Here is an 18,882-nt window from a genome sequence, read left to right on the forward strand (position 1 = left end):
GCTGACCTCCTGCTCCCCGCCCGTAGTATAGCGGGTAGGGAGCAGAACTGAACTCAATTCGTCGCGCGACTTAGCGGAAGCGCCAGATGGCGTTGCTGGTCGGCGACTTGATCGCACGGACGGACATGGACTTGGCGTGGCTGTCCCCGAAGATGATCGGGGTCGACCCGTCGTCTTTGCCCGTCTGGCCGTAGCGGGCGTGGATCGGCTTCAACTGGGACGGACTCAGCGACCCGCCAAGCTCGGCGACCAAGTCCCGGTCGCTGACCAGGGGCCTGGCCAACCTGAGGTCGGTCAGGGTCTCGCCGTTGTAAAGGGTGCCGTTGTCAGGCCCGACGACATAGCCGCGGTACTTGTTGGCGGTCGGCCCGTCCGGTGTGTTCGCGAACAGGGCGACCTCGGCCGGCGCCTCCATTTGGCTGAGTGTCGCCGCAGAGGTGAAGCCCTCGCACCCAAACGAGACGGTGTTGGGAGCGCAACCCAGGCTGTCGATCGCGGTCGTCCCGCTGTAACCGACGCTCTGGGGGCCACGGTTGGCCCAGCTGTCCGCATACTTGCTGGTGCTCGAACCCGGGGCGATGAAGATCTGCTTGTTCTTCACATAGGCGTACATGGAGGTGGTCCAGATGCGGGCCGGGTCCGTCGTGCTGGCGTCGTAGTTTGTCGAGGGGACAAAGGTGTCGTCATAGTCCTCGGCGTAAATCTGCACGGCCAATCCTAGCTGGCGCATCTGGGAGAGGCCGGCCGCCTTCTTGGCGGCTTCCTTGGCCTGGGCAAAGACCGGGAAAAGGATCGCGGCGAGAATCGCGATGATCGCGATGACGACGAGGAGTTCGATCAGGGTGAACCCCTGGTTCTTGGTGGTCGGCTTGGACATGGCGTGGCTCGGCCCCGCACAGGGGCCCAACACCTTTGTAGCACAAATCACGCCGACCGTCAAGAAAGTGTCAAGGAGCTTGGCCCGCGTCAGGCCTGAGTTCCCGGGCCACCGCGCTGTTCCCGACCGCGTTGTCCATCGGGTGGGCGTTGGGGTCCACGGCAGGGATGACCAAACCCGTGTTCTGGGTCTGTTGCAGGACGGTGAACCCAAAGTTCTTTCCCATGTCCTGCATGACCAGCTTGGCGGGCTGCTGACGATAATCCGCTTGGATGTCGATGTCAGGCATACCGGGCCCGAACTCCAGAGAGATACCCGCCTGTGCCGCCACGGCCTGCAACGCGGCCATGAGGGTGGTCCGGTCGCTGGATATGGTCACCGGCACATCCCACGGGGTTTTGGGCCGCTCGGGCTGGGGTGGGACCGGGTCCTGCACTGGCCCCGTGCCGCCGTTCTTAGGCACGACCTCCGCCTGTCCCACCACGGGTGCCTTGTCCTTCGGGGGCATGACCTGAAGCGGAGGGTTCTGGTGGGTGACCACTTCTTTGGCGCGGTTCTGGGCGTCCATCCACCGCGTGACCGAGACCGTCGCGAACACCAGCGAGCCCAGGACCAAGGTCGCCGCCACCGGCACGGCCCAACGGTTGGTCGTCGGCATGGGCAAGGGGTCGCTGACCGGGACGAACCGTTCCTTTGCCTTGTTGGCGGGCTTCAACCCCTTCAGGCCCCGCACCATGCGGACGCGCTGGGTCAACTCCTGCATGTACTCGGGGTACCGGGCGACGAAGGCGTCGAGTGCGGCCTGGTCGTTTGACTCGGCCAGCTCCCACATCGCGGCGTCGATGGCGGGCGGCAGTTTCACGACGTGCCTCCTTCGTAGAACGTGCGGAACCGTTCCCGGGCGCGGAACAGCCTTGTCTTGGCCGCGTTGGCGCTGCACCCCAGGCTGTCAGCGATCTCATGGAGGCTCAGTTCGTCCCAGTAGAACAGGGTGAGCAGGGCGCGGTCAGAAGGGTGGAGCCTGGCCATGGCCGCGGCGATGGCGGGGTCCTCGGCCTCGATCTCGGGAGCGTCCTCCGCCTTGTCGTAGGCTTCGGTCAAGGGCACTTGGTGCCGACGCGAGCGGCCCCGCCTGGCCTGCTGGATGCTCCGGTTGACGGCGATGCGGAAAAGCCAGGTGCTGAACTTAGACCGTCGGTCAAACCGGGCCAAGTGCCGGTAAACGAGGGTGAAGATCTCCTGGACGGCGTCGGCGGCCTCTTCGTGGTCGAGCAAGATGCCGCGGGCGATGGCAAAGACCTTGTCGTGGTAACGCTCGTAGAGCGTCTGGAAAGCGTCCATGTCGCCGGCAGTGGCCCGCTCGACAAGGCGCAAGTCCTCGTCGTACGGCAGGCTCTTTCCAGGCTCGTAAACCGCTGACACCACTGACCTCAAAGACGCGCCGCGTGCAAGCGGGTGTTACCGACAGGTCCCGGCCGACTAAGCACTGGTCAGCCTCAATGCGAACCCTTCAGTGACCGCGCCGAGGGCCAAGACGTTCAAAGCTAGCAAAAACACCGTGGCCGCCACCCACCCGTACTTGGCCTTCGACCCACTCCAGTAAACCACCCCCATTCCGAACACCGTCGCCAGAGGGAGCATGGCCGGATAGAGGTAGCGGGCCTGGCCCTGGAAATACTGGAGGTTGAACCGGACGAACAGGACGGTCACGAGGAGGACGGTCAAGGCATTGAGCATATGGAACGCCTGGGGGTCGCTGGCCGGACCGTCCCCGACTTCGTCCCGACCTGCCTTTCGCGCCTTGACGAGGGACAGGACCGCCCCGGCGGCGACGAGACCCAACACGGCAAAGACCGCCGCGTAGAACGTGCCGGACGCTTCCGCCCCACCAGACTCCATGATGAAGATGTCCATGTAGCCGAAAGCCCCGACGAAGCTGCGGGACGTCCACCACAAGACCATTTGCGTCCAATAGGCCACCGGCCCAAACCCGTCGATGAACACGCTGGCCTGCGGCGAGTTCTTAAACGCCAGGTTGAACACGTTGACGGCGAAGTAGTCGCCGTACACCGCCTTGTTCCGCGCCAGCCAGGGTAGGGCGACGACCAGTCCGACCAAGCACGACCACATCCACCCCAACGCCTGGCCCCGTCGGGGGCTCCGGTACGAGAGATAGGCGGCGGCAAGCAGGACGGGCAAGAGGACCAAGCCGGTGGTCTTGGTCAAGATCGCGAGGCCAGCGCACAGGCCCGCCGACACCCATGTCGCCCGAGTGAGGCCGGTCGAGAACCCCTTGGCGACAAACGCGAGGCACCAGGTGCAGAGGCAGTAGAGCAGCGGGTCGTTCGTCACCGCGGCATGCAGTGCGACGCTCATCGGCATCAACCCGGCGAACGCCGTCGCCGCCAGAGCGACGTCGTCGTCTCCCATGCCCCACCGGACCGCCATAAAGACTCCCCACAGCGTCACAAGACCGACGAGGAGGTTGGGAAGCCGCGCCACGAACCCGGAGCCGGCCTGGGTCGGGTCGCTCCCGGTCAGCTTGCACCACCCGGCTTCGACGATGTAGTAGAGCGGAGGCTGATGTCCCTGGTAGTTCTCGCCTAGGTCGGGGTCGGCGGGGTCGAGCACGGGGAAGCCCTTGCCGTCCATCAGGCGGCGGACGTAGTTGGCGTGCTGCCGTTCGTCGGGGGCCCCGACGTCGGGCACCTTGGCCGGCCGCCCGTCTGGCCCTCGCTGATAGCGCAACTGGCCCGGCTGGCGATAAGGCGTCTTGGCGTTGTAGACGGCGCACAAGCAGGCAAAGAGCGCGGCGATCACCCAGAAGGCGGCAGGGAGGCGCATTCCTGGCGATTGTAGTCGGTCCGTCCCAAGAGCGGTTACAATGCAGCGTACAGGCCCGTGATCCTGTAACCTTTCTCGTAGGAGTGAATGCAGAAATGAAGAACCGCGCTACGTGGGCCGCCACCTTGGGCACGATCGGTCTCGCCGCCGTCGTGACCGCCGCCATGACCGGCGCATCGGCCATGGACAAGTTCGACCAGAAGCTGGAGGCCGCCCAAGGCCTCGACGTCCAGTTCACCGTCCGGGAGTTGGGCGGCGCGCCCGCCAACTACCATGTCACCCTGGCCAAGCCAAACAAGGCGAGGGTCGAGACACCCGAGAAGTCCGTCGTCGCCGACGGCCAGACGATCACGACCTACCTGAAGAAGGACAAGGTCTACTACAAGCACCCGCAGACCGACTCGGCGCTTCTCGCCGTCTTCGACGAGCAGGGGCTCTCGGTCTGGAGCGGCTTCTTTGACGCCAAGGCCAAGGCCCGGCACGCCGACGCCAAGAGTGCGGGCACCATCAACCTCGGCGGCACCAATTTCGACGTCGTCAAGCTCAGCGACAAGACCGGGGAGACCGTGACCACCTTCTACATCGACAAGAGCGACTCGATCGCCAAGAAGGTCGATTTCCAATCCAAGGTCATGGGCAAGGACGCGAACACGTTGCTCAACACGAGCATGGTCGCCCTGAAGGCCGGCGACGTCTTCGCCTTCAACGCGCCGGACGGGAGCAAGGAGGTCGCTGAGGCCGACTTGACCGCCGGGCACTGGCTCTATGACTGGGACCAGGCGATGACCGCCGCCAAGGCGACCGGCAAGCTCGTGATGGTGGACTTCATGGCCAGTTGGTGCGGCCCCTGCAAGATGCTGGAAAAGGAGTCCTTCCATACCAGCGCCTTCAAAGAGGAAGCCAAGGACTTTATCCTGCTGAAGATCGACATCGACCAAATGCCCGGGCTCGCCCAGCGGTATGGCGTCGAGGCGATCCCGAACGTGCAGTTCTTGGACAGCAACGGCAAGGTCGTGCACAAGTGGCTCGGTTACATCCCGCTTAAGGAAGTGCTTGGCCACATGCGCACCGCCAAGTCGGCCCGCCCCTAACCCAAGCCGGTCTCGCGACCGAACATAACGCATAAGCCCGGCGGCCCAATTGGGGCCGCCGGGCCCTAGGTTGGACAAGCTCACTGGTACACTCTGGAGCCACGTCCGCCCGCCTTTCCACAGCGGCAGGAGCAGCGATTTGGCCACAACATCCCCGACGCGCACCGCAAAGTCTGACAGTGCGTCAGACAATCTTCCCCAACGCCCTGGCGACGCACTTGGTGAGAAGGAACACCGCGAGCTTCTCAACCAACTCTTTCTCGCCCGTTACTTTGACGTGCGCTTGATCAAAGAGAAGAAGCGCGGCCGCCTGAAGGGGACCTTGTATTCGTCCCATAACCAAGAGGCCGTCTTGGTCGGCTCGCTCTTCGGTCTGGAACCAGAAGACTGGATCAGCCCGATCCACCGCGACATGCCCGCCTTCTTCCTGAAGGACTTTCGCGCCGGTTGGCGCAATCCCGAGCGGATGGGCATGAGCATCCAGGAGGTCTGTGCTCAGGTGTGGGGCAGGACAGGTTCACCCGGGCGCGCCCGCGACAACTGGAGCCACATCGGCAGCAGCCGCGCCCACATCATCCACTCGACTTCCATGCTGGCCGGCACGATCCCCGCAGCCTGCGGCGTCGTGCTCGCCGACCGGCTTCGGGGTAAGTCGACCGTCGCCCTCACCTATAACGGAGAAGGTTCGACGGCCCAAGGGGTGTTTCACGAGGCGGTCAACTTCGCCGCCGTCCACAAGCTCCCGGTGGTCACCATCATCGAGAACAACCAGTGGGCGTATGGCACACCGACCGAGTTGGAGTACTCGTTGCCCGACTTTGCCCGCCGCGCCGACGGCTACGGCATCCCTGGTCTGATCGCAGACGGCCAAGACGTGGTGGACGTTTACAACAAGGTCATGCAGGCGGTCGACCACGCCCGATCGGGCAAGGGCCCGAGCATCGTCGAGTGCAAGACGTTCCGTGCCTACGGTCACGGCGACCATGACGACGACCGGGCCGCCAAGTACCGGCCATCCGACGGTGTCGAGCATGGCCGTCGCCGCGACCCCATCGCGGTGATGAAGGAGCGGATGCTGAAGCTGGGGTACCTGACCCAGGAAGAAGCTGACGCCCACCCGGCCGAGAACAAGGGCGCCGGCGAAGTGACCGACGCCGACTTCCCGCCCGAAGTGGTCGCCTACATGACCGAAGGCGTCGAGTTTGCCGTGGCCCAGCCCGTACCGGAAGCAGAAGAGGGCGGCATGTGGGTCTTTGCGGAGGGAGAGTGATGTCGACCGTGGAAGCCCCGACCCGTACCAAGGTCAATTATCTGAACGCGATCAAGTCGGCGATCTTCGAGGAGTTCGAGCGCGACCCCGACCTGATCGGCATGGGCGAAGACATCGGCCTGCTCGGCGGCGCCTTTGGTGTCACCGAAGGGCTGCTCGCCAAGTTCGGCCGAGAGCGTGTCTTTGACATGCCGATCAGTGAGGCCGCCATCGTCGGCACCGCGTGCGGCCTGTGCCTGAACGGCAAGCGCGTCATGGTCGAGATGCAGTTCATCGACTTCATCTCCTGCGGCTTTGACCAGATCGTCAACATGACGGCGACGTACCACTACCGCACGGCCGGTGAAGTGAACATCCCGATGGTCATCCGCGGCCCGGCCGGAGGCTACGGCGGCGGTGCGCTGTACCACTCGCAAATGAACGAGGCTTGGTTCGCCAACTCTCCGGGCCTGAAGATCGTCTGCCCCTCCACCCCGTCGGACGCCAAGGGCCTGATGAAGTCGGCCCTCCGCGACCCCAACCCGGTCATGGTCTACGAGATGAAGGAGTTGTACCGGCGTCGCGACATCGAAGAGGAAGTCGCCGACGGTGACGACGCCCTGGTGCCGATCGGTAAGGCGCGGGTGCGCCGCGAGGGTGAGGACGTCACCATTGTCACCTACGGCAACAACGTCTACCACGCCCTTGCCGCCGCCGACAACCTCGCCAACGAGGGTTACTCCGCCGAGGTCGTCGATATCCGAAGCCTTGTCCCGCTTGACGAGGCCACGATCAAGGAGTCCTTGGCCAAGACAAACCGACTCCTTGTCGTCAACGAGGCCCCGCGCACCTGCGGGTTCGCCGGTGAGATCCTCGCCCGCTTGGCCGAAGAGTCCTTCGAACTGCTCGACGCCCCTCCCATGCGCGTGACCCGTCTCGACACGCCCGTCCCGTGGGTGAAGCCGCTTGAAACCTTTGTCCTCCCCAGTGTGGACAAGGTCACCGAGGCGGCGATGCGCCTCTGCCGGTATTGACCGGTCTGCGCCCAAGCCCGTTTCCGCGCCGCGGAGACGGGCTTCCTCATGCCCCGTCTTCAGGTCGGCCGCCGCAAAAGGCCAGCATGACGACCTCGCGGGCCCCGCACCGCTTCAATTCCTGACCGCACGCCACCGCCGTGCCGCCCGTCGTCACGACGTCGTCGAGCAGGACCACCGACTTTCCCCTGACGTATCCCGGTTCGGCGACGAAGGCGCCGACCAAGTTCCTGAGGCGTTCTGGGGCAGACAGGCCGACTTGCGGCCGGGTGTGGCGGATCCGGGCGAGCGCCGCAGGCACGACTCTCTCGGGTGGCAATCCACCGGCCAAGAGCTCGCTCTGGTTGAACCCCCGCTCAAACCGCCGCCTCCGTGAGATAGGTACCGGCACCACCAAGTCGCAGGCCGCCAGGCCGTAGGCCTCGAACGCTTCGGCGACCATGGTCGCCATGGGGCCGGACAGCGAGGTCACCCGGTCGTACTTCAGCCGTCTGACCGCCTGGGACGCTCTTCCGGCGAAGGCGAACGGGGTGACCAATCGGTCCACTGCCCCGCCCAAGCGGGCAAGGTCGAAGTCAGTCGGCCCCTCCAAGAACTCCGCCCGGCACAGGGCGCACACCGCTTCGTCGCCTAAGCGGGAGCACAGACCGCACCGGCGCGGGAACACCCAGTCCAGGAGACCCTCGACCCACCTTTGCCCCATCGTCAAGGGGCAGGATAGCCGGGAAAAAGTCGGAGGGCCCGGCCATCCATGGCCGAGCCCTCGTGATTGTTGACGATTGACCTTTGTCAGGCGTCGGCCTGCGTATGGCCGAAGAACGGCTCAAACGGGATCAGACCGAGGCGGGTGGCGGCGCGAAGGGCCTGCACCCGGTTGTTGACCTGCAGTTTTTGATAGATGTTCGCCAGGTGGAAGTCCACCGTGCGCTTCGACACGACCATCCGGTCGGCCGCTTCTTGACTGCTGTGGCCCTGAGCAATCAAGCTCAAAACCTTGACTTCCGTCGGCGTCAGACGCACGCCGCGGGGTGACTCACTCGAACGCGTTGTTCCAGGCATTGCCATTAACCCAATTCCTCGCTTCAGACTCTTTGCCGCCTGAGGGTCTTCTTCCACGTCCATCCACGGATTTCACATGGCCAGCCAAAAAACCCGTCGAAAGTTTCCGGCCAGGTGTGTTACCGTCCCTCACAACTGCCAGGCCGAGGCTCCTGCCGACGCCTGGCAAGTGGTGAAGGTGCTCCTAGTCCCTTTGACTCTGCGCGAATAGCTTTGTTCGACAAAACCGACGAAGTCGTCACATTTATCCTTTTCAACCAAGGCGACGCACGCCCCGCCAAAGCCTCCCCCGGTCATCCGGGCCCCCCACGTGGCCGGATGTTCCCAACAGGACTCGGCCATCACATCGAGTTCCTCGCAAGACACCTCATAGTCGTCCCGGAGGCTGACGTGGCTCGCCTTCATCAGGTCAAACACGTCTTGTCTCTTCCGAGACTCCAGGGCCAAGGCAAACGCGGGCACCCGGGCGATCTCGGTGACCACGTGACGGGCACGACGGCGGAGGACCGGATCCTCGAGACGCTCCACGTCGTCGAGACGCGCGGTGTCGAGCATGGGGACGCCGAGTTGGCGGGCCGCCTCCTCACTGGCCCGGCGTCGGTCGGGGTAACCCGAGTCGCCCAAGCTGTGCCGGACGCCCGTCTCGCAGACCACGACGGCGACTTCCTCTGGCAGAGGCGTGTAGGCGATGGCCAGGGTGGCGGTGTCGATCACCATCGCGGAGCCCGCCCGCCCCATCGCGCTCGCCGTCTGGTCCATGATCCCGCACGGCATCCCGACATAGTCGTTCTCGGCCCTCTGGGCCGCCCTGGCCACGTCCAACTGCGAGATTCCGAGGTCGTCCACCAGGTTCCAAACCAGCGCGGCGGCCACCTCGATCGCGGCGCTGCTGCTCAGGCCAGTGCCAGTCGGTAGGTCGGAGACGACCGACATGACGAGGTCAGACCGGGCCCCCACAGACCAGGCGGCACCAGCCAGGTACTTCGACCACGACGCGACCGGTCGGTGCTGGTCCAGCTTGCCGACACGGAACGACGCGCCTTTGCGATACCCCTCCGAGACGGCATGCGTGGCCCCCGTCGACGGGCCGGCCACAATGGTCACCCCGCGGTCGATCGCCAAGGGAAAGACTGGGCCGCCGTGATAGTCCACGTGCTCGCCGATCAGGTTCACCCGGCCGGGCGCGTAGGCGGCCCATCGTGGGTCTTGGCCGTAGGCCCGCCGAAACTGGGTTACCGCCCTTTCAAGATTCACCATATCTTTTCCAACTGCTTTTTCTGCCGGTCTGGTAATTGCCCATGGGTCACGGCGGGATGTAGACGGCATATTGTACGTGGTGCTGTCGGGGTCTCTGCCGCCGCCTAGACCCCAGGCGCCGCTCTCCTGTCTCTTTCGGCGGTAACCTGCGGCCTCCATGGCCGACCCCGACGTCGCCCGCCTCCATGCATGGCTGGCCGAGCACGAGACCGATTTGCTCGACGATTACCGCACCCTGTTGCGGTTCCCTTCACTGGAATCCGACCCCGAACCGGGAGCCCCGTTTGGCCGGGCCAACCGAGAGGCGCTCGACTGGATGCTTGGCAAAGCGGCGGAGGCGGGGATGCGCACCACCGACGTGGAAGGCTACTGCGGGTACGCCGAGTTCGGCGAGGGCGAGAAGATGGTCATGTCCCTCGGCCACCTGGACGTGGTCCCCGTCGGAACCGGCTGGAAGCACGATCCCTTTGGCGCGGAGCTCGAGGACGGCTATGTCTACGCCCGCGGCGCGGGCGACGACAAGGGGCCGACCATGGCGATGTTCTATGCCTGCCGGGCGGTCATGGCCTGTTGCCCCGGACTGGGCGTCCGGATCCGCAATGTCTTTGGCTGTAACGAGGAGAGCGGCTTCGGCTGCGTGCACCGGTACATGGAGACCGAGGAGGCCCCGACCCTTGGTGTGGCCCCCGACGCCGGGTGGCCCTGCATCTATGCCGAAAAGGGCATCGCCAACTTCGTGGTCTCCTACCGGCCCGGGCCCGGGAAAGTGACCCTTCTCAGTCTGGACGGCGGCTCGCGACCCAACATCGTCGTCGACAAGGCCACCATGCGCGTCAGGGTCAATGCCGATTGGCGTCCGACGGTGGAGTCCCGTCTGGCGGAATGGTTTGACAAGAACCTGACCACGAGTTGGGACGGCGACGTCCTGACCGTGGAAGCCTGGGGCAAGGCGTCCCATGGCGCAAACCCCCAGGGGGGCGACAACGCGGCGACCCGCGCCCTCCGCCTCCTGCGGTGGACCGCCCCGACGGAACAGGAGCAGACCTTCGACGGCCTCGTCGACCTCCCCGATCTCAGCGGCGCCGGTCTGGGTATCGCCGGGGCCGACGAAATCACCCACCTCACCCTGAACCTCGGGATCGTCAGGACGGTCGGCGAAGAGGTCCACTTCACCCTGAACGTCCGGTATCCGGTCACCTGGACGGGCGACCAATTGAAGGCACGGGCCGAGAAGCGGCTGGCCAGGTTGGGCGACTCGTGGCGGCTGGTCGAGTTCACCGACAGCCCGTCACTCTACTTCCCGCTTGACCACCCTCTCGTCAAGACGGTCTGCGAGGTGCACCGGGCCGAGACCGGCGAGACGATCGAACCGGGCACGATGGGTGGGGGCACATACGCCCGCGCCGTCCCCAACTGCGTCGCCATCGGGACAGGCTGGGATGGCGACGGCCCGGCCCACGAGCCCGACGAACGGATGAAGGTCGAGCACCTCTACAAGATGAGCCGCATCTACGCCCACCTCATGCTCCGCTTGGCCCAGGTGGCCAAGGGCCCGTAGGGGTCTAGTCCGAAGCCACCGCCAGGTCAAAGTCGTAGAGCCCGGCCAACCCAAAGGCGTCGAGTTCGGCCAACCGGTCGAACCGGCCGAGGACTTCGTGCCGGGTGTCGGCGTCGGCAAAGGCCAGGGCGCCCAGTTTGTCGGCCTTGGTCGCGAGGATCGCCTTGAGGTCGGCCGTCGTGTTCCGGGCGTGGCCCGCCGGGTACATGACCAGGCCGCTGTCCCACACCCTACCGTCCGCCAGTCCGGCGACCAGCGAAGTCGGGATGCCGTCCGGATACTTGGCGTCATATTCCGGCCCGCCATGTTCGAACTGGATCTTGGCCATTGTCTCCCGTGTCGCGGGGTCGAACAGCGCCTGGTCACCGTAGTCCTCGGGCATGAGCATCAACTCCTGCCAGACGGCGTCGTGCGAGCCAGCGGCCGCACCGGCCGCCCACGAGGCGAACGCCTCGGCTCCCATGGCGTGACGCTTCTCCGTGGCACGGCGGAGGAAACGGGCGACGATGAAAACCATGGAGTGGTCTGCGCTTTGCCGGGTGCGAGGGTCGCGTTTGGCCGGGTCGCCGATGATGCCGAACGCCGGCTCGTAGGCCTTGATCGTCAACCGGTCGACGGCACCATCGGCCAAGGCGTCGGGGAGTTCGGACACCAGGTTGACGACGGCCTGGAGGGCCCCCGCGCTCTGATGTTCGTAGAGTCCGAGTTTGAAGTGCATCCCCATCACGGCGAAGTCGTCTCCCGAGTGGCTCAAGACCAGGTCAAACGGCGAGGCGCCGTCGGTCTTGACGAACTGCCGGAACAAGCTCTCGGGGTTGCGGAATATGTCACCGGGGCCGACAAAGCCCGCCATCGCCCGCTTCATGCTCAGCACGGCGACCTCGGTCGACAGGGCCGCACTCGCTCCCTTGCTGTCGCTGAGCTGCTTCCCAGCCCGGATCGCCCTCCAGGGCACATAGTGGGCCACGACCATACCGACCGCGCTCTCGATCTGCTCCGGGGTCGCCCCCATCAGAGCCCCGTACACGGCCGCCGAAGCGACCGCACCGTGGACGACATGGTCGATCTTGTAAGTCTTGAGCGAGAACACCTCGGCGAGGCGGCCTCGGATCTCGTCGATCAACACCATCGCCTTGAGGGCCGTCGCGCCGTCCAAGCCGCGCTGCTGGCACGCGGCGACGGCCACGGGATAAAAGTCGTTGTGTCCGAACTCTCCGGCGGTATAGCCGAGTTCGGGGCGGTAACCAAAGTTGGTGCCGTTGCTGTCCCACTCGCGCACCGCCGAGCAATTGGCCACCACCGCCTTTTCCGCCATGACTCCCTGGCTGCTGCCAAAGACGAAGGCGGCGTGGTCGGGGTCTTCGGCCCGGTAGGACAGGGCCTCCTCGCGCAAGACGGTCGGGGCGTTCGTCCCCAGGGCCAGTGCACTCAGGCCGCACAGGACGGCGTCGGTGTGGAACATGCGGGTGCGCTCGATGACGGCCTGGCTAGGCCCAGGGCCGAGAGTGCCGGCGAGGAAGTCAATGGCAAACCGCCCGATTCCCAGGGCTTGGTTCGTGTCGCGGGCCAAGGTGACGGCGTTGTGCATGGGTAGCGGCGATCGTACCGCCAGGTGGGCCTCTGGGCACGGTCCAGCGAACTTGGCCAAGGCTCTGCCGTCCCTTGGGACATGGCCCCGATTCTCGCCGTCGTCCTGTCCGCCTATGACCCCATGGCGGTTCCCGCCGGGTTCAAGGCGAAAACGGTTGACCTTGTCGTGCACGACACCCGTCGCGACCGTGACATCCCGGTCTACGTCTATCTGCCCGCCACCGCCGGCAAGGCGCCCGTCGTCCTCTGCAGCCACGGCCTCGGCGGGACGCGGTTCATGGCGTCCTACCTGGGTCGGCACTGGTCGGCCCGCGGCTACGTCGTCGTCTTCACCCAGCATCCCGGGAGCGACGACTCGGTGTGGCGAGGGCTCCCTCCACGCGAGGTCATGCCCGCGATGAAGAAGGCCGCGTCGGGCGAGAACTTCACGCTACGCGTGGCGGACATCCCCGCCGTGCTCGACCAACTGACGGCATGGGACAAACAGCCCGGACATCCCCTGGAAGGTCGGCTCGACATGGCCCGTGTCGGCATGTCGGGGCACTCCTTCGGCGCCGTCACCACCCAGGCAGTATCGGGGCAGTCCTTTGGGGCGGCCGGTCAAAGGTACACCGACCCGCGTATCTTGGCGGCTTGCGCGTTCAGCCCGAGCTCACCCCGGTCGGGCGCGGTCGGGCCGGCCTTTGGCAGCGTCAAGGTCCCCTGGATGCTCATGACCGGGACGGAGGACGTCTCGCCCATCGGCGACCAGACCGTCGAGACCCGCGAAAAGGTCTATCCTGCCCTACCGGCGACCATCGACCGGTACGAGGTCGTCCTCGACGGGGCGAGACACTCCGCGTTCACCGACCGGGCTCTGCCCGGAGAAGGTTCACGAAACCCAGCCCACCACCGGGCCATCCTGGCCCTCTCCACCGCTTTCTGGGACGCCTACCTCAAGGGCGACAAGGCGGCCAAAGCCTGGCTGACCGGCCCCGGAGCCAAGTCAATTCTCGGTAAGGCCGACCGATGGCAGTCCGCCACCGCCAAGGGCTAAGGGTCGACTTCGGGGTAGCGGTTGTCAAGGCCGCAGGCGACTCCGCCAAAGAACGTCTTGGACAGCCAGCCTCGGTTTCGCGCCACCAAACCATAGACGAGCCGGGCCACCCAGACGAGGGGCGGGGACATGAACGGGACGACCCAGCGCGACCCAGTCTCCCGGAGCGCGAAGAACACTCCGTCGGCACCACGGAGCCGCCGGCCGTCGGCGGTGACGACATAGATGGCGGTCTTGCAACCCTCGTACAGTTGGTCGTCCATCGGCGGGCGCGGGCAGTTCTGGTAGGTCACGATCTGGAGCTTACGGCCCGGATCTCGGCGTCTGATCGCCGCCGCCGTCGCCGAGCACAGGCCGCATTCTCCGTCCCATATCATCCAGTGCCGCGTGCTCATAGCGATATCGTCCGGATCTTGAGGAACGTGACCAACTGGGCCAGTTCTTCCTCACGTCGGGCCAAGATCCGCTTCGCCTCACCCAGTTCTACGGCAGCCAAGGTCACCTGGTCGCCGGGCCTCATCTGCGCCATCCGGTCAAGATCCGCCCGCACCACCGTCCCGATCTTGTCATAACCGCCGATCGTCGGCCCGTCGGGCCCGTGGACAAGCAACTCGCCCCCAGGCGTCGCCTGCACCGCCCCCCACACCGAAGGTTCGCTTTGGGAGAGCCCAGCCCGGGTGAGTCCGGCCCCCTCCAGCCTGACGCCGACCCGGTCGGACCGGGGCGACACGGTGAGGGGTCGTTCGGGAGACCAGTCAAAGTCGTCGTCTATCGGGATGTAACGGAGGGGCCCGGGGGTCAGGGAGCCGGCCGGGTCACTCAGCGTCGCCTGACCCAGGCGGCCCGCGTCACCCCTCGACCCATAGACACCGTCTGCTTCGACCGGCGTCCCCGAGACGCTCCCCAGCACGCCCTCGACGTCCCATCCGCCGGGGGCCGCCAGGTAGCACCGCGCCCCTGACCGGCCCGGAGCGACCGAGAACATGGCCCGCCGGGCCAAGACGGCCCGGCCCGGAAGGCCAGCGGGCTCGCCGCCAAGCCGCGAGTCAAACGGGGCCCCTGCCATGGCGACGACGCCTCCTTCGAGGCACTCCAAGACGAGGGGGCCTGCGACCTCCATCACCGGCAAATCGAAGTCTTGGCCAAGGAGGGCGTTGGCCACCGCCATGCTTCCACGGTCAAAGGCCCCGCCAGGCGGGACGCCGTGGGCGCGGTGACCAGGTCTCCCCGCGTCCTGAAAGGTGGCGGCCCCCAGGATCCGGACGACCCGTACCTTCATGTCCCCACCTCGAATCCCGCCTGCGTCAAGGCTTGCCTCACCGCCCGGGCGGCCTCGACGCAACCCGGCGTGTCGCCGTGCACACAAATTGAATCGACCCGGCCCACCAGACCGACGGCCTGGCGTCCCATCTCAACCGGGTCGCTATGGACCGCACCGGGCTCTGTCCGCGGCACCAGGGTTCCGTCATTGCGGTAGAGCCGGTCAGCAAACCCTTCACGCACAAGGGCGACACCGGCCCGGGCCGCGATCTCCTCGTGCCCAGTGCCTGCCATGCCCATCAGGGGCAGGCCGGTGCGGCGGAGGAGGTCGGTCAGGACGTCGGCAAGCGCCGGGTCGCCGAGGACGTCGTGATAGAAAGCGCCGTGCGGCTTGATGTAGGCGGCCTCGGGGGCCCACGGAAACACTTGGTCGTCCAGAGCATGAGTCCAGTCCTCCAACGCCGTCGCAAGGCTGGCAAACGACCGACGCCCCATGCCCTCCCGGTCGGGGTAGCCCGGGTGCAAGCCCACCCTTACCCGCTGGGCCTGACACAGGTCGATCGTCTTTCGGGTCAGCCCAGGAGACCCGGCGTGGGCACCGCAGCACACGTTGGCGCTGGTCGCGACCTGCAACAGGTCATGGTCCCACGAGAACCCTTCGGCGATGTCGACGTTGATGTCGGCGTGCCTCACAGCCGCTCCCCCTGGAGGTACCCGAACTCATCCTCGTCTATGGCGACGAAGATGACCTCGTCACCCGCCTGGATCGGGAAATATCCGTCGGCCATGTCGACCAACGTCAGCGGGGTCCGGCCGACCAGGTGCCAACCGCCGGGCCGCGGAAGCGTGTAGACGCCGGTCTGGTCGCCGACGACGGCCACTGTCCCGGGCTCCACCCGTGGCCGTGGGCTGTCGCGGCGGGCCATTCCGGCCAGTCGGGCGTCCAGGGGCCCCAAGTAGGGAAACCCAGGGCAGAATCCCACCGCGAAACACTCGTAGGGCCGCCCCGTGTGCAGGGCGACAAACTCACCGGTCTCGAGGCCCAGGGCCTCGCAAAGCGAGGGCAAGTCTTCACCCATGCGGTAGCAGACCGGCACAGTGTGACGCACACCGGCCGGCGCTTCGGACGGGGTCGACTTCTGGAACCGGGTGAGAAACTTCGCCGGGTCGAACCCGTCGGGGTCGACATAGACGCCCAGGGCGTCGTGAGCGGGGACGACTTCCAGGACGCCCGGCACGCGCCAAGACCTCACGAGGCGTGCCCAAGTCGCCGCGGTCGCACCGGTCAGACCGCGGACCAGGAAAGCCGCCTCACCCAACGGCTGCAAGGTCATGCCAACGATCATAATCGGTCCATGTCGTCCTCCCGCGTCACCGTCCCGTTTGTCCTTGGCGAGGGTGCTTCGCTCCCCGCCTATGCCACCGACGGTTCGGCGGGAATGGACCTGCGGAGTTCGGTCGCCGTCGAACTCGCGCCGATGGAGCGCAAACTCGTGCCCACCGGACTGCGCCTCGCCATTCCGCCCGGCCACGAAGGTCAAGTCCGGCCCCGCAGCGGCCTTGCCCTGCGCCTCGGCCTGAGCATGGTGAACACGCCGGGCACCATCGACAGCGACTATCGGGGCGAAGTGGCCGTGATCCTCATCAACCTGGGGCAAGAACCGGTCAAACTAGAGGCGGGAGAACGAATCGCCCAATTGGTCGTCTGCCCCGTCGCCCGGGTGGAGCCGACGGTGGTGGACTCCCTGGACGAGACCGGTCGCGGTGGAGGTGGATTTGGCAGCACAGGAACACGATGACCGCCAGCCCTGCCCCAAGTGCCTCGCTTTGGTGGCCGCCGGAGCGACCTACTGCCCCGAGTGCGGCGCTTCGCTCCAGGAAGGCACGGAGGGGAGTGACGAGGCCGTCTACCGGGAGTTGACCCAGGCCAACCTGGCCCGGACGCGCAACAAGCCCGACGAAGGCATCGAGATCTGTCTCGGCGTCCTCCGGCGCTACCCCAACAACGCCTCGGCCCACGTCCTGCTCGGTGACATCTACTCCGACACGGGAGACTTGGTCAAGGCGGCCGAGTGGTACGAGATGGCGATCGACCTCGCCCCGGACTCCATGCCCGCCAAAGAAAAACTGGAGCGCGTGCGCGACCAGTTGGTCAGCAAAGAGGCCGCCGCCACCGCGCGCCAACTGGGAATCCCCCAGCACCAGTCCCACGTCGTCCTCTACATCGCCAGCGTCGCCACCCTCATCGTCCTCGTCGGCGTGGCGTCGTTCATGATCGGCAGCCAGTTCACCGCCGACAAAGACGAGCCCCCGCAGCGGGTCAACTCCCCCGTCGTGATCTCAGGTCAGCGGCCCGCAGTCCAAGCCGACAACATCATGTTGCCAGGAGAAAGGGCCATCCTCCGGGCCGTCAAAAAGAACTCGAAGATCGCCGACCGGATCGTCTCCGTCTCCGAGGACCCGCGTGAACCCAGCCTGACCGTCACGGTCAAAGGACAAAAGGACGTGCCGGTGGAGTTAGACGCGGCGGCGGCCGTCCGCGACGTGTTCGAGGCGGTCCCCTACCGCCGGGTCACCGTCCGCGTCGTCGTCGGTGACCAGATCGTGATGGTCGCCGACGTGACCCAAGACGCCTACGCGGCGGCCAAGCCCCTGATCACGGGAGACGACCTGGCCCCCTTTGCCGCCCAGGTGTTCCCAACCCCGTGGACACCGTCCGCGCCGGTCACGCCCAAATTAGGTCCGGCCGTAGGACAATAGTCTCCGAACGGTCGGGGCCGACGCTCAAGATCGCCGCCGGGGTGTCGGTGGCCTTTTCGACAAAGCGGACGTAGGCCTGGACGTTCGCGGGGAGGTCGTCCCAAGACCGGGCTCCCCGGATGTCCTCGTCCCACCCCGGCAACGTCTCGTAAACCGGTGTCGCCGCCTCCCAGTCTTCGGGGGTCGAGGGGACATGGCCGATCGTCACGCCGTCGCACGTGTAGGCGGTAGCGACCTTGATCGGGCCGACCCCGGCCATCACGTCGAGGCGGGTGAGGACCAGGCCGCTCATCGAATTGATGCGGCTGGAGTGGCCCAGGGCGACAAGGTCGAGCCAACCGCACCGGCGCGGCCGGCCGGTCACTGTGCCGAACTCATGGCCTTGGCGTCGGATCTGTTCGCCCACCTCGTCGTGAAGTTCGGTCGGGAACGGGCCGCTGCCGACCCGGGTCGAGTAGGCCTTGCAGACCCCAAGGACATTGTCGATGGACCGCGGGCCGACACCGGTGCCAAGGCACGCGCCGCCCGCCGTCGGGTGAGAGCTGGTCACATACGGGTAGGTGCCGTGGTCGAGGTCGAGGAACGTGCCTTGGGCCCCCTCGAAGAGCACCCTTTTGCCGTCTCGCACGGCCTGCTGGACCACGTGGTCGGTGTCGCGCACCATCGGCCGGATCTGGTCGGCGTAGCCGGCGTACTCCTCGTGCAGCGCCTCAAAGTCCATCGGCTCTCCGCCGAGGAGCATCATGAGGTTGTTCTTGAACTCGACGACCGTCGCCAGTTTCTCGCGGAACTTGTCGGGTTGGACGAAATCGCCCATGCGGACACCCATGCGCTGGACTTTGTCGGTGTAGCACGGCCCGATGCCGCGGCTCGTCGTGCCGATCTTGTTGTCGCCCCGCGCCTTCTCTTCCAGGGCGTCGAGGGCGCGGTGATAGGGGAAGACGACGTGGGCCGCCGGGCTGATCCACAACTCACCGAGCTCCGGCTGGAGTGCCTTGGTGCGCTGGAGCTCATCAAGCAGGCCCTTGGGGCAGACGGCCATGCCGCCGCCCAGCACGCTCAGCGTCCCGACATGGAGGATGCCCGCGGGCAAGAGCTGGAACTTGAACGTCTTGCCACCGGTGATGACGGTGTGCCCCGCGTTGTTGCCGCCGCTGTAGCGGACGACCACCTCGGCCTCGCTGCCGAGGACGTCGACGATCTTCCCTTTCGCTTCGTCGCCCCATTGCGAGCCGACGATGACCAATGTCGCCATGCTTGTGTCTCC

General features: G+C 66.1%; 20 protein-coding genes. 7 read left to right on the forward strand and 13 right to left on the reverse strand.

Annotated features, from left to right (window positions below; genetic code table 11):
• Positions 1 to 70 precede the first annotated feature (70 nt).
• From KF857_02485 to KF857_02500, 4 genes are all read right to left on the reverse strand, one after another.
• Entirely contained in the window at positions 71 to 877 is an 807-nt protein-coding gene (locus KF857_02485) for a prepilin-type N-terminal cleavage/methylation domain-containing protein (GenBank protein MBX3110851.1), read from the reverse strand.
• A 70-nt stretch (positions 878 to 947) separates the two neighbouring features.
• Positions 948 to 1,739 (reverse strand): hypothetical protein, encoded by a 792-nt coding sequence (locus KF857_02490; protein ID MBX3110852.1) that lies wholly within the window; start codon positions 1,737 to 1,739, stop codon positions 948 to 950.
• Entirely contained in the window at positions 1,736 to 2,299 is a 564-nt protein-coding gene (locus KF857_02495; GenBank protein ID MBX3110853.1) for an RNA polymerase sigma factor, read from the reverse strand. The genes KF857_02490 and KF857_02495 overlap by 4 nt, the downstream gene beginning before the upstream one ends.
• A gap of 57 nt (positions 2,300 to 2,356) precedes the next feature.
• On the reverse strand, positions 2,357 to 3,721 hold the full coding sequence (locus KF857_02500) for a glycosyltransferase family 39 protein (protein ID MBX3110854.1): 1,365 nt from the start codon (positions 3,719 to 3,721) through the stop codon (positions 2,357 to 2,359).
• Between the two features lie 95 nt (positions 3,722 to 3,816).
• Between KF857_02500 and KF857_02505 the strand changes: the two genes are divergently transcribed.
• The 3 genes from KF857_02505 to KF857_02515 all read left to right on the forward strand — a co-directional run bounded on the left by KF857_02505 (position 3,817) and on the right by KF857_02515 (position 7,095).
• A complete protein-coding gene (locus KF857_02505; protein ID MBX3110855.1) occupies positions 3,817 to 4,812 on the forward strand; it encodes a thioredoxin family protein in 996 nt (331 codons plus the stop codon).
• A gap of 139 nt (positions 4,813 to 4,951) precedes the next feature.
• Positions 4,952 to 6,082, forward strand: coding sequence for a thiamine pyrophosphate-dependent dehydrogenase E1 component subunit alpha (locus KF857_02510; protein MBX3110856.1), 1,131 nt, complete (start codon positions 4,952 to 4,954; stop codon positions 6,080 to 6,082).
• Complete coding sequence (locus KF857_02515) at positions 6,082 to 7,095, forward strand: alpha-ketoacid dehydrogenase subunit beta (protein MBX3110857.1); 1,014 nt, start codon at positions 6,082 to 6,084, stop codon at positions 7,093 to 7,095. The genes KF857_02510 and KF857_02515 overlap by 1 nt, the downstream gene beginning before the upstream one ends.
• Before the next feature lie 46 nt (positions 7,096 to 7,141).
• On the opposite strand, the gene KF857_02520 is transcribed toward KF857_02515, so the two are convergent.
• The 3 genes from KF857_02520 to galK form a co-directional block, all read right to left on the reverse strand.
• Entirely contained in the window at positions 7,142 to 7,798 is a 657-nt protein-coding gene (locus KF857_02520; GenBank protein ID MBX3110858.1) for a ComF family protein, read from the reverse strand.
• Positions 7,799 to 7,884: 86 nt separating this feature from the next.
• Positions 7,885 to 8,217 carry a helix-turn-helix transcriptional regulator gene (locus tag KF857_02525; protein ID MBX3110859.1) on the reverse strand — a complete coding sequence of 111 codons (333 nt, stop codon included), beginning with the start codon at positions 8,215 to 8,217 and terminating at the stop codon, positions 7,885 to 7,887.
• Positions 8,218 to 8,283: 66 nt separating this feature from the next.
• Positions 8,284 to 9,411 (reverse strand): galactokinase, encoded by a 1,128-nt coding sequence (gene galK / locus KF857_02530; GenBank protein MBX3110860.1) that lies wholly within the window; start codon positions 9,409 to 9,411, stop codon positions 8,284 to 8,286.
• A 157-nt stretch (positions 9,412 to 9,568) separates the two neighbouring features.
• Here galK and KF857_02535 point away from each other — a divergent pair, with 157 nt between their 5' ends.
• Positions 9,569 to 10,969: a Sapep family Mn(2+)-dependent dipeptidase gene (locus KF857_02535; protein ID MBX3110861.1), complete on the forward strand. Its 1,401-nt coding sequence runs from the start codon at positions 9,569 to 9,571 to the stop codon at positions 10,967 to 10,969.
• Positions 10,970 to 10,973: 4 nt separating this feature from the next.
• On the opposite strand, the gene KF857_02540 is transcribed toward KF857_02535, so the two are convergent.
• Positions 10,974 to 12,557, reverse strand: a complete 1,584-nt coding sequence (locus KF857_02540; GenBank protein ID MBX3110862.1) for an MmgE/PrpD family protein — start codon at positions 12,555 to 12,557, stop codon at positions 10,974 to 10,976.
• 81 nt (positions 12,558 to 12,638) lie between these two features.
• On the opposite strand from KF857_02540, the gene KF857_02545 reads away from it, so the two are divergent.
• Entirely contained in the window at positions 12,639 to 13,595 is a 957-nt protein-coding gene (locus KF857_02545) for a hypothetical protein (GenBank protein MBX3110863.1), read from the forward strand.
• Here the strand turns inward: KF857_02545 and KF857_02550 are convergent.
• Genes KF857_02550 through KF857_02565 form a run of 4 tightly spaced genes read right to left on the reverse strand, consistent with a single transcriptional unit; the run spans position 13,592 to position 16,189 of the window.
• Positions 13,592 to 13,990, reverse strand: coding sequence for a DUF393 domain-containing protein (locus KF857_02550; GenBank protein MBX3110864.1), 399 nt, complete (start codon positions 13,988 to 13,990; stop codon positions 13,592 to 13,594). The genes KF857_02545 and KF857_02550 overlap by 4 nt on opposite strands.
• Entirely contained in the window at positions 13,987 to 14,874 is an 888-nt protein-coding gene (locus KF857_02555) for a hypothetical protein (GenBank protein ID MBX3110865.1), read from the reverse strand. Before KF857_02555 ends, KF857_02550 begins: the two co-directional genes overlap by 4 nt.
• Positions 14,871 to 15,548, reverse strand: a complete 678-nt coding sequence (locus KF857_02560) for a LamB/YcsF family protein (GenBank protein MBX3110866.1) — start codon at positions 15,546 to 15,548, stop codon at positions 14,871 to 14,873. Before KF857_02560 ends, KF857_02555 begins: the two co-directional genes overlap by 4 nt.
• Complete coding sequence (locus KF857_02565; GenBank protein ID MBX3110867.1) at positions 15,545 to 16,189, reverse strand: allophanate hydrolase subunit 1; 645 nt, start codon at positions 16,187 to 16,189, stop codon at positions 15,545 to 15,547. Before KF857_02565 ends, KF857_02560 begins: the two co-directional genes overlap by 4 nt.
• A 21-nt stretch (positions 16,190 to 16,210) precedes the next feature.
• Between KF857_02565 and dut the strand changes: the two genes are divergently transcribed.
• Together dut and KF857_02575 are read left to right on the forward strand one after the other, a co-directional pair.
• Positions 16,211 to 16,654, forward strand: coding sequence for a dUTP diphosphatase (dut, locus tag KF857_02570; GenBank protein MBX3110868.1), 444 nt, complete (start codon positions 16,211 to 16,213; stop codon positions 16,652 to 16,654).
• On the forward strand, positions 16,632 to 17,615 hold the full coding sequence (locus tag KF857_02575) for a tetratricopeptide repeat protein (GenBank protein MBX3110869.1): 984 nt from the start codon (positions 16,632 to 16,634) through the stop codon (positions 17,613 to 17,615). Before dut ends, KF857_02575 begins: the two co-directional genes overlap by 23 nt.
• Here KF857_02575 and KF857_02580 read toward each other — a convergent pair.
• On the reverse strand, positions 17,581 to 18,870 hold the full coding sequence (locus KF857_02580) for an adenylosuccinate synthase (protein ID MBX3110870.1): 1,290 nt from the start codon (positions 18,868 to 18,870) through the stop codon (positions 17,581 to 17,583). The two genes, KF857_02575 and KF857_02580, sit on opposite strands and share 35 nt — an antisense overlap.
• Positions 18,871 to 18,882: the final 12 nt, after the last annotated feature.

This window comes from Fimbriimonadaceae bacterium (assembly GCA_019638795.1).
Lineage (GTDB): Bacteria > Armatimonadota > Fimbriimonadia > Fimbriimonadales > Fimbriimonadaceae > JAHBTB01.

What these genes read in the sequence shown, in the direction of transcription:
- KF857_02540 (MBX3110862.1), bottom strand. Translation starts at nt 12,557, where the DNA reads ATGCACAACGCCGTCACCTTGGCCCGCGACACGAACCAAGCCCTGGGA.
- KF857_02535 (MBX3110861.1), top strand. Translation starts at nt 9,569, where the DNA reads ATGGCCGACCCCGACGTCGCCCGCCTCCATGCATGGCTGGCCGAGCAC.
- KF857_02500 (MBX3110854.1), bottom strand. Translation starts at nt 3,721, where the DNA reads ATGCGCCTCCCTGCCGCCTTCTGGGTGATCGCCGCGCTCTTTGCCTGC.
- galK (MBX3110860.1), bottom strand. Translation starts at nt 9,411, where the DNA reads ATGGTGAATCTTGAAAGGGCGGTAACCCAGTTTCGGCGGGCCTACGGC.
- KF857_02505 (MBX3110855.1), top strand. Translation starts at nt 3,817, where the DNA reads ATGAAGAACCGCGCTACGTGGGCCGCCACCTTGGGCACGATCGGTCTC.
- KF857_02580 (MBX3110870.1), bottom strand. Translation starts at nt 18,870, where the DNA reads ATGGCGACATTGGTCATCGTCGGCTCGCAATGGGGCGACGAAGCGAAA.
- KF857_02555 (MBX3110865.1), bottom strand. Translation starts at nt 14,874, where the DNA reads ATGAAGGTACGGGTCGTCCGGATCCTGGGGGCCGCCACCTTTCAGGAC.
- KF857_02485 (MBX3110851.1), bottom strand. Translation starts at nt 877, where the DNA reads ATGTCCAAGCCGACCACCAAGAACCAGGGGTTCACCCTGATCGAACTC.
- KF857_02550 (MBX3110864.1), bottom strand. Translation starts at nt 13,990, where the DNA reads ATGAGCACGCGGCACTGGATGATATGGGACGGAGAATGCGGCCTGTGC.
- KF857_02520 (MBX3110858.1), bottom strand. Translation starts at nt 7,798, where the DNA reads ATGGGGCAAAGGTGGGTCGAGGGTCTCCTGGACTGGGTGTTCCCGCGC.
- dut (MBX3110868.1), top strand. Translation starts at nt 16,211, where the DNA reads ATGTCGTCCTCCCGCGTCACCGTCCCGTTTGTCCTTGGCGAGGGTGCT.
- KF857_02525 (MBX3110859.1), bottom strand. Translation starts at nt 8,217, where the DNA reads ATGGACGTGGAAGAAGACCCTCAGGCGGCAAAGAGTCTGAAGCGAGGA.
- KF857_02515 (MBX3110857.1), top strand. Translation starts at nt 6,082, where the DNA reads ATGTCGACCGTGGAAGCCCCGACCCGTACCAAGGTCAATTATCTGAAC.
- KF857_02565 (MBX3110867.1), bottom strand. Translation starts at nt 16,189, where the DNA reads ATGACCTTGCAGCCGTTGGGTGAGGCGGCTTTCCTGGTCCGCGGTCTG.
- KF857_02545 (MBX3110863.1), top strand. Translation starts at nt 12,639, where the DNA reads ATGGCCCCGATTCTCGCCGTCGTCCTGTCCGCCTATGACCCCATGGCG.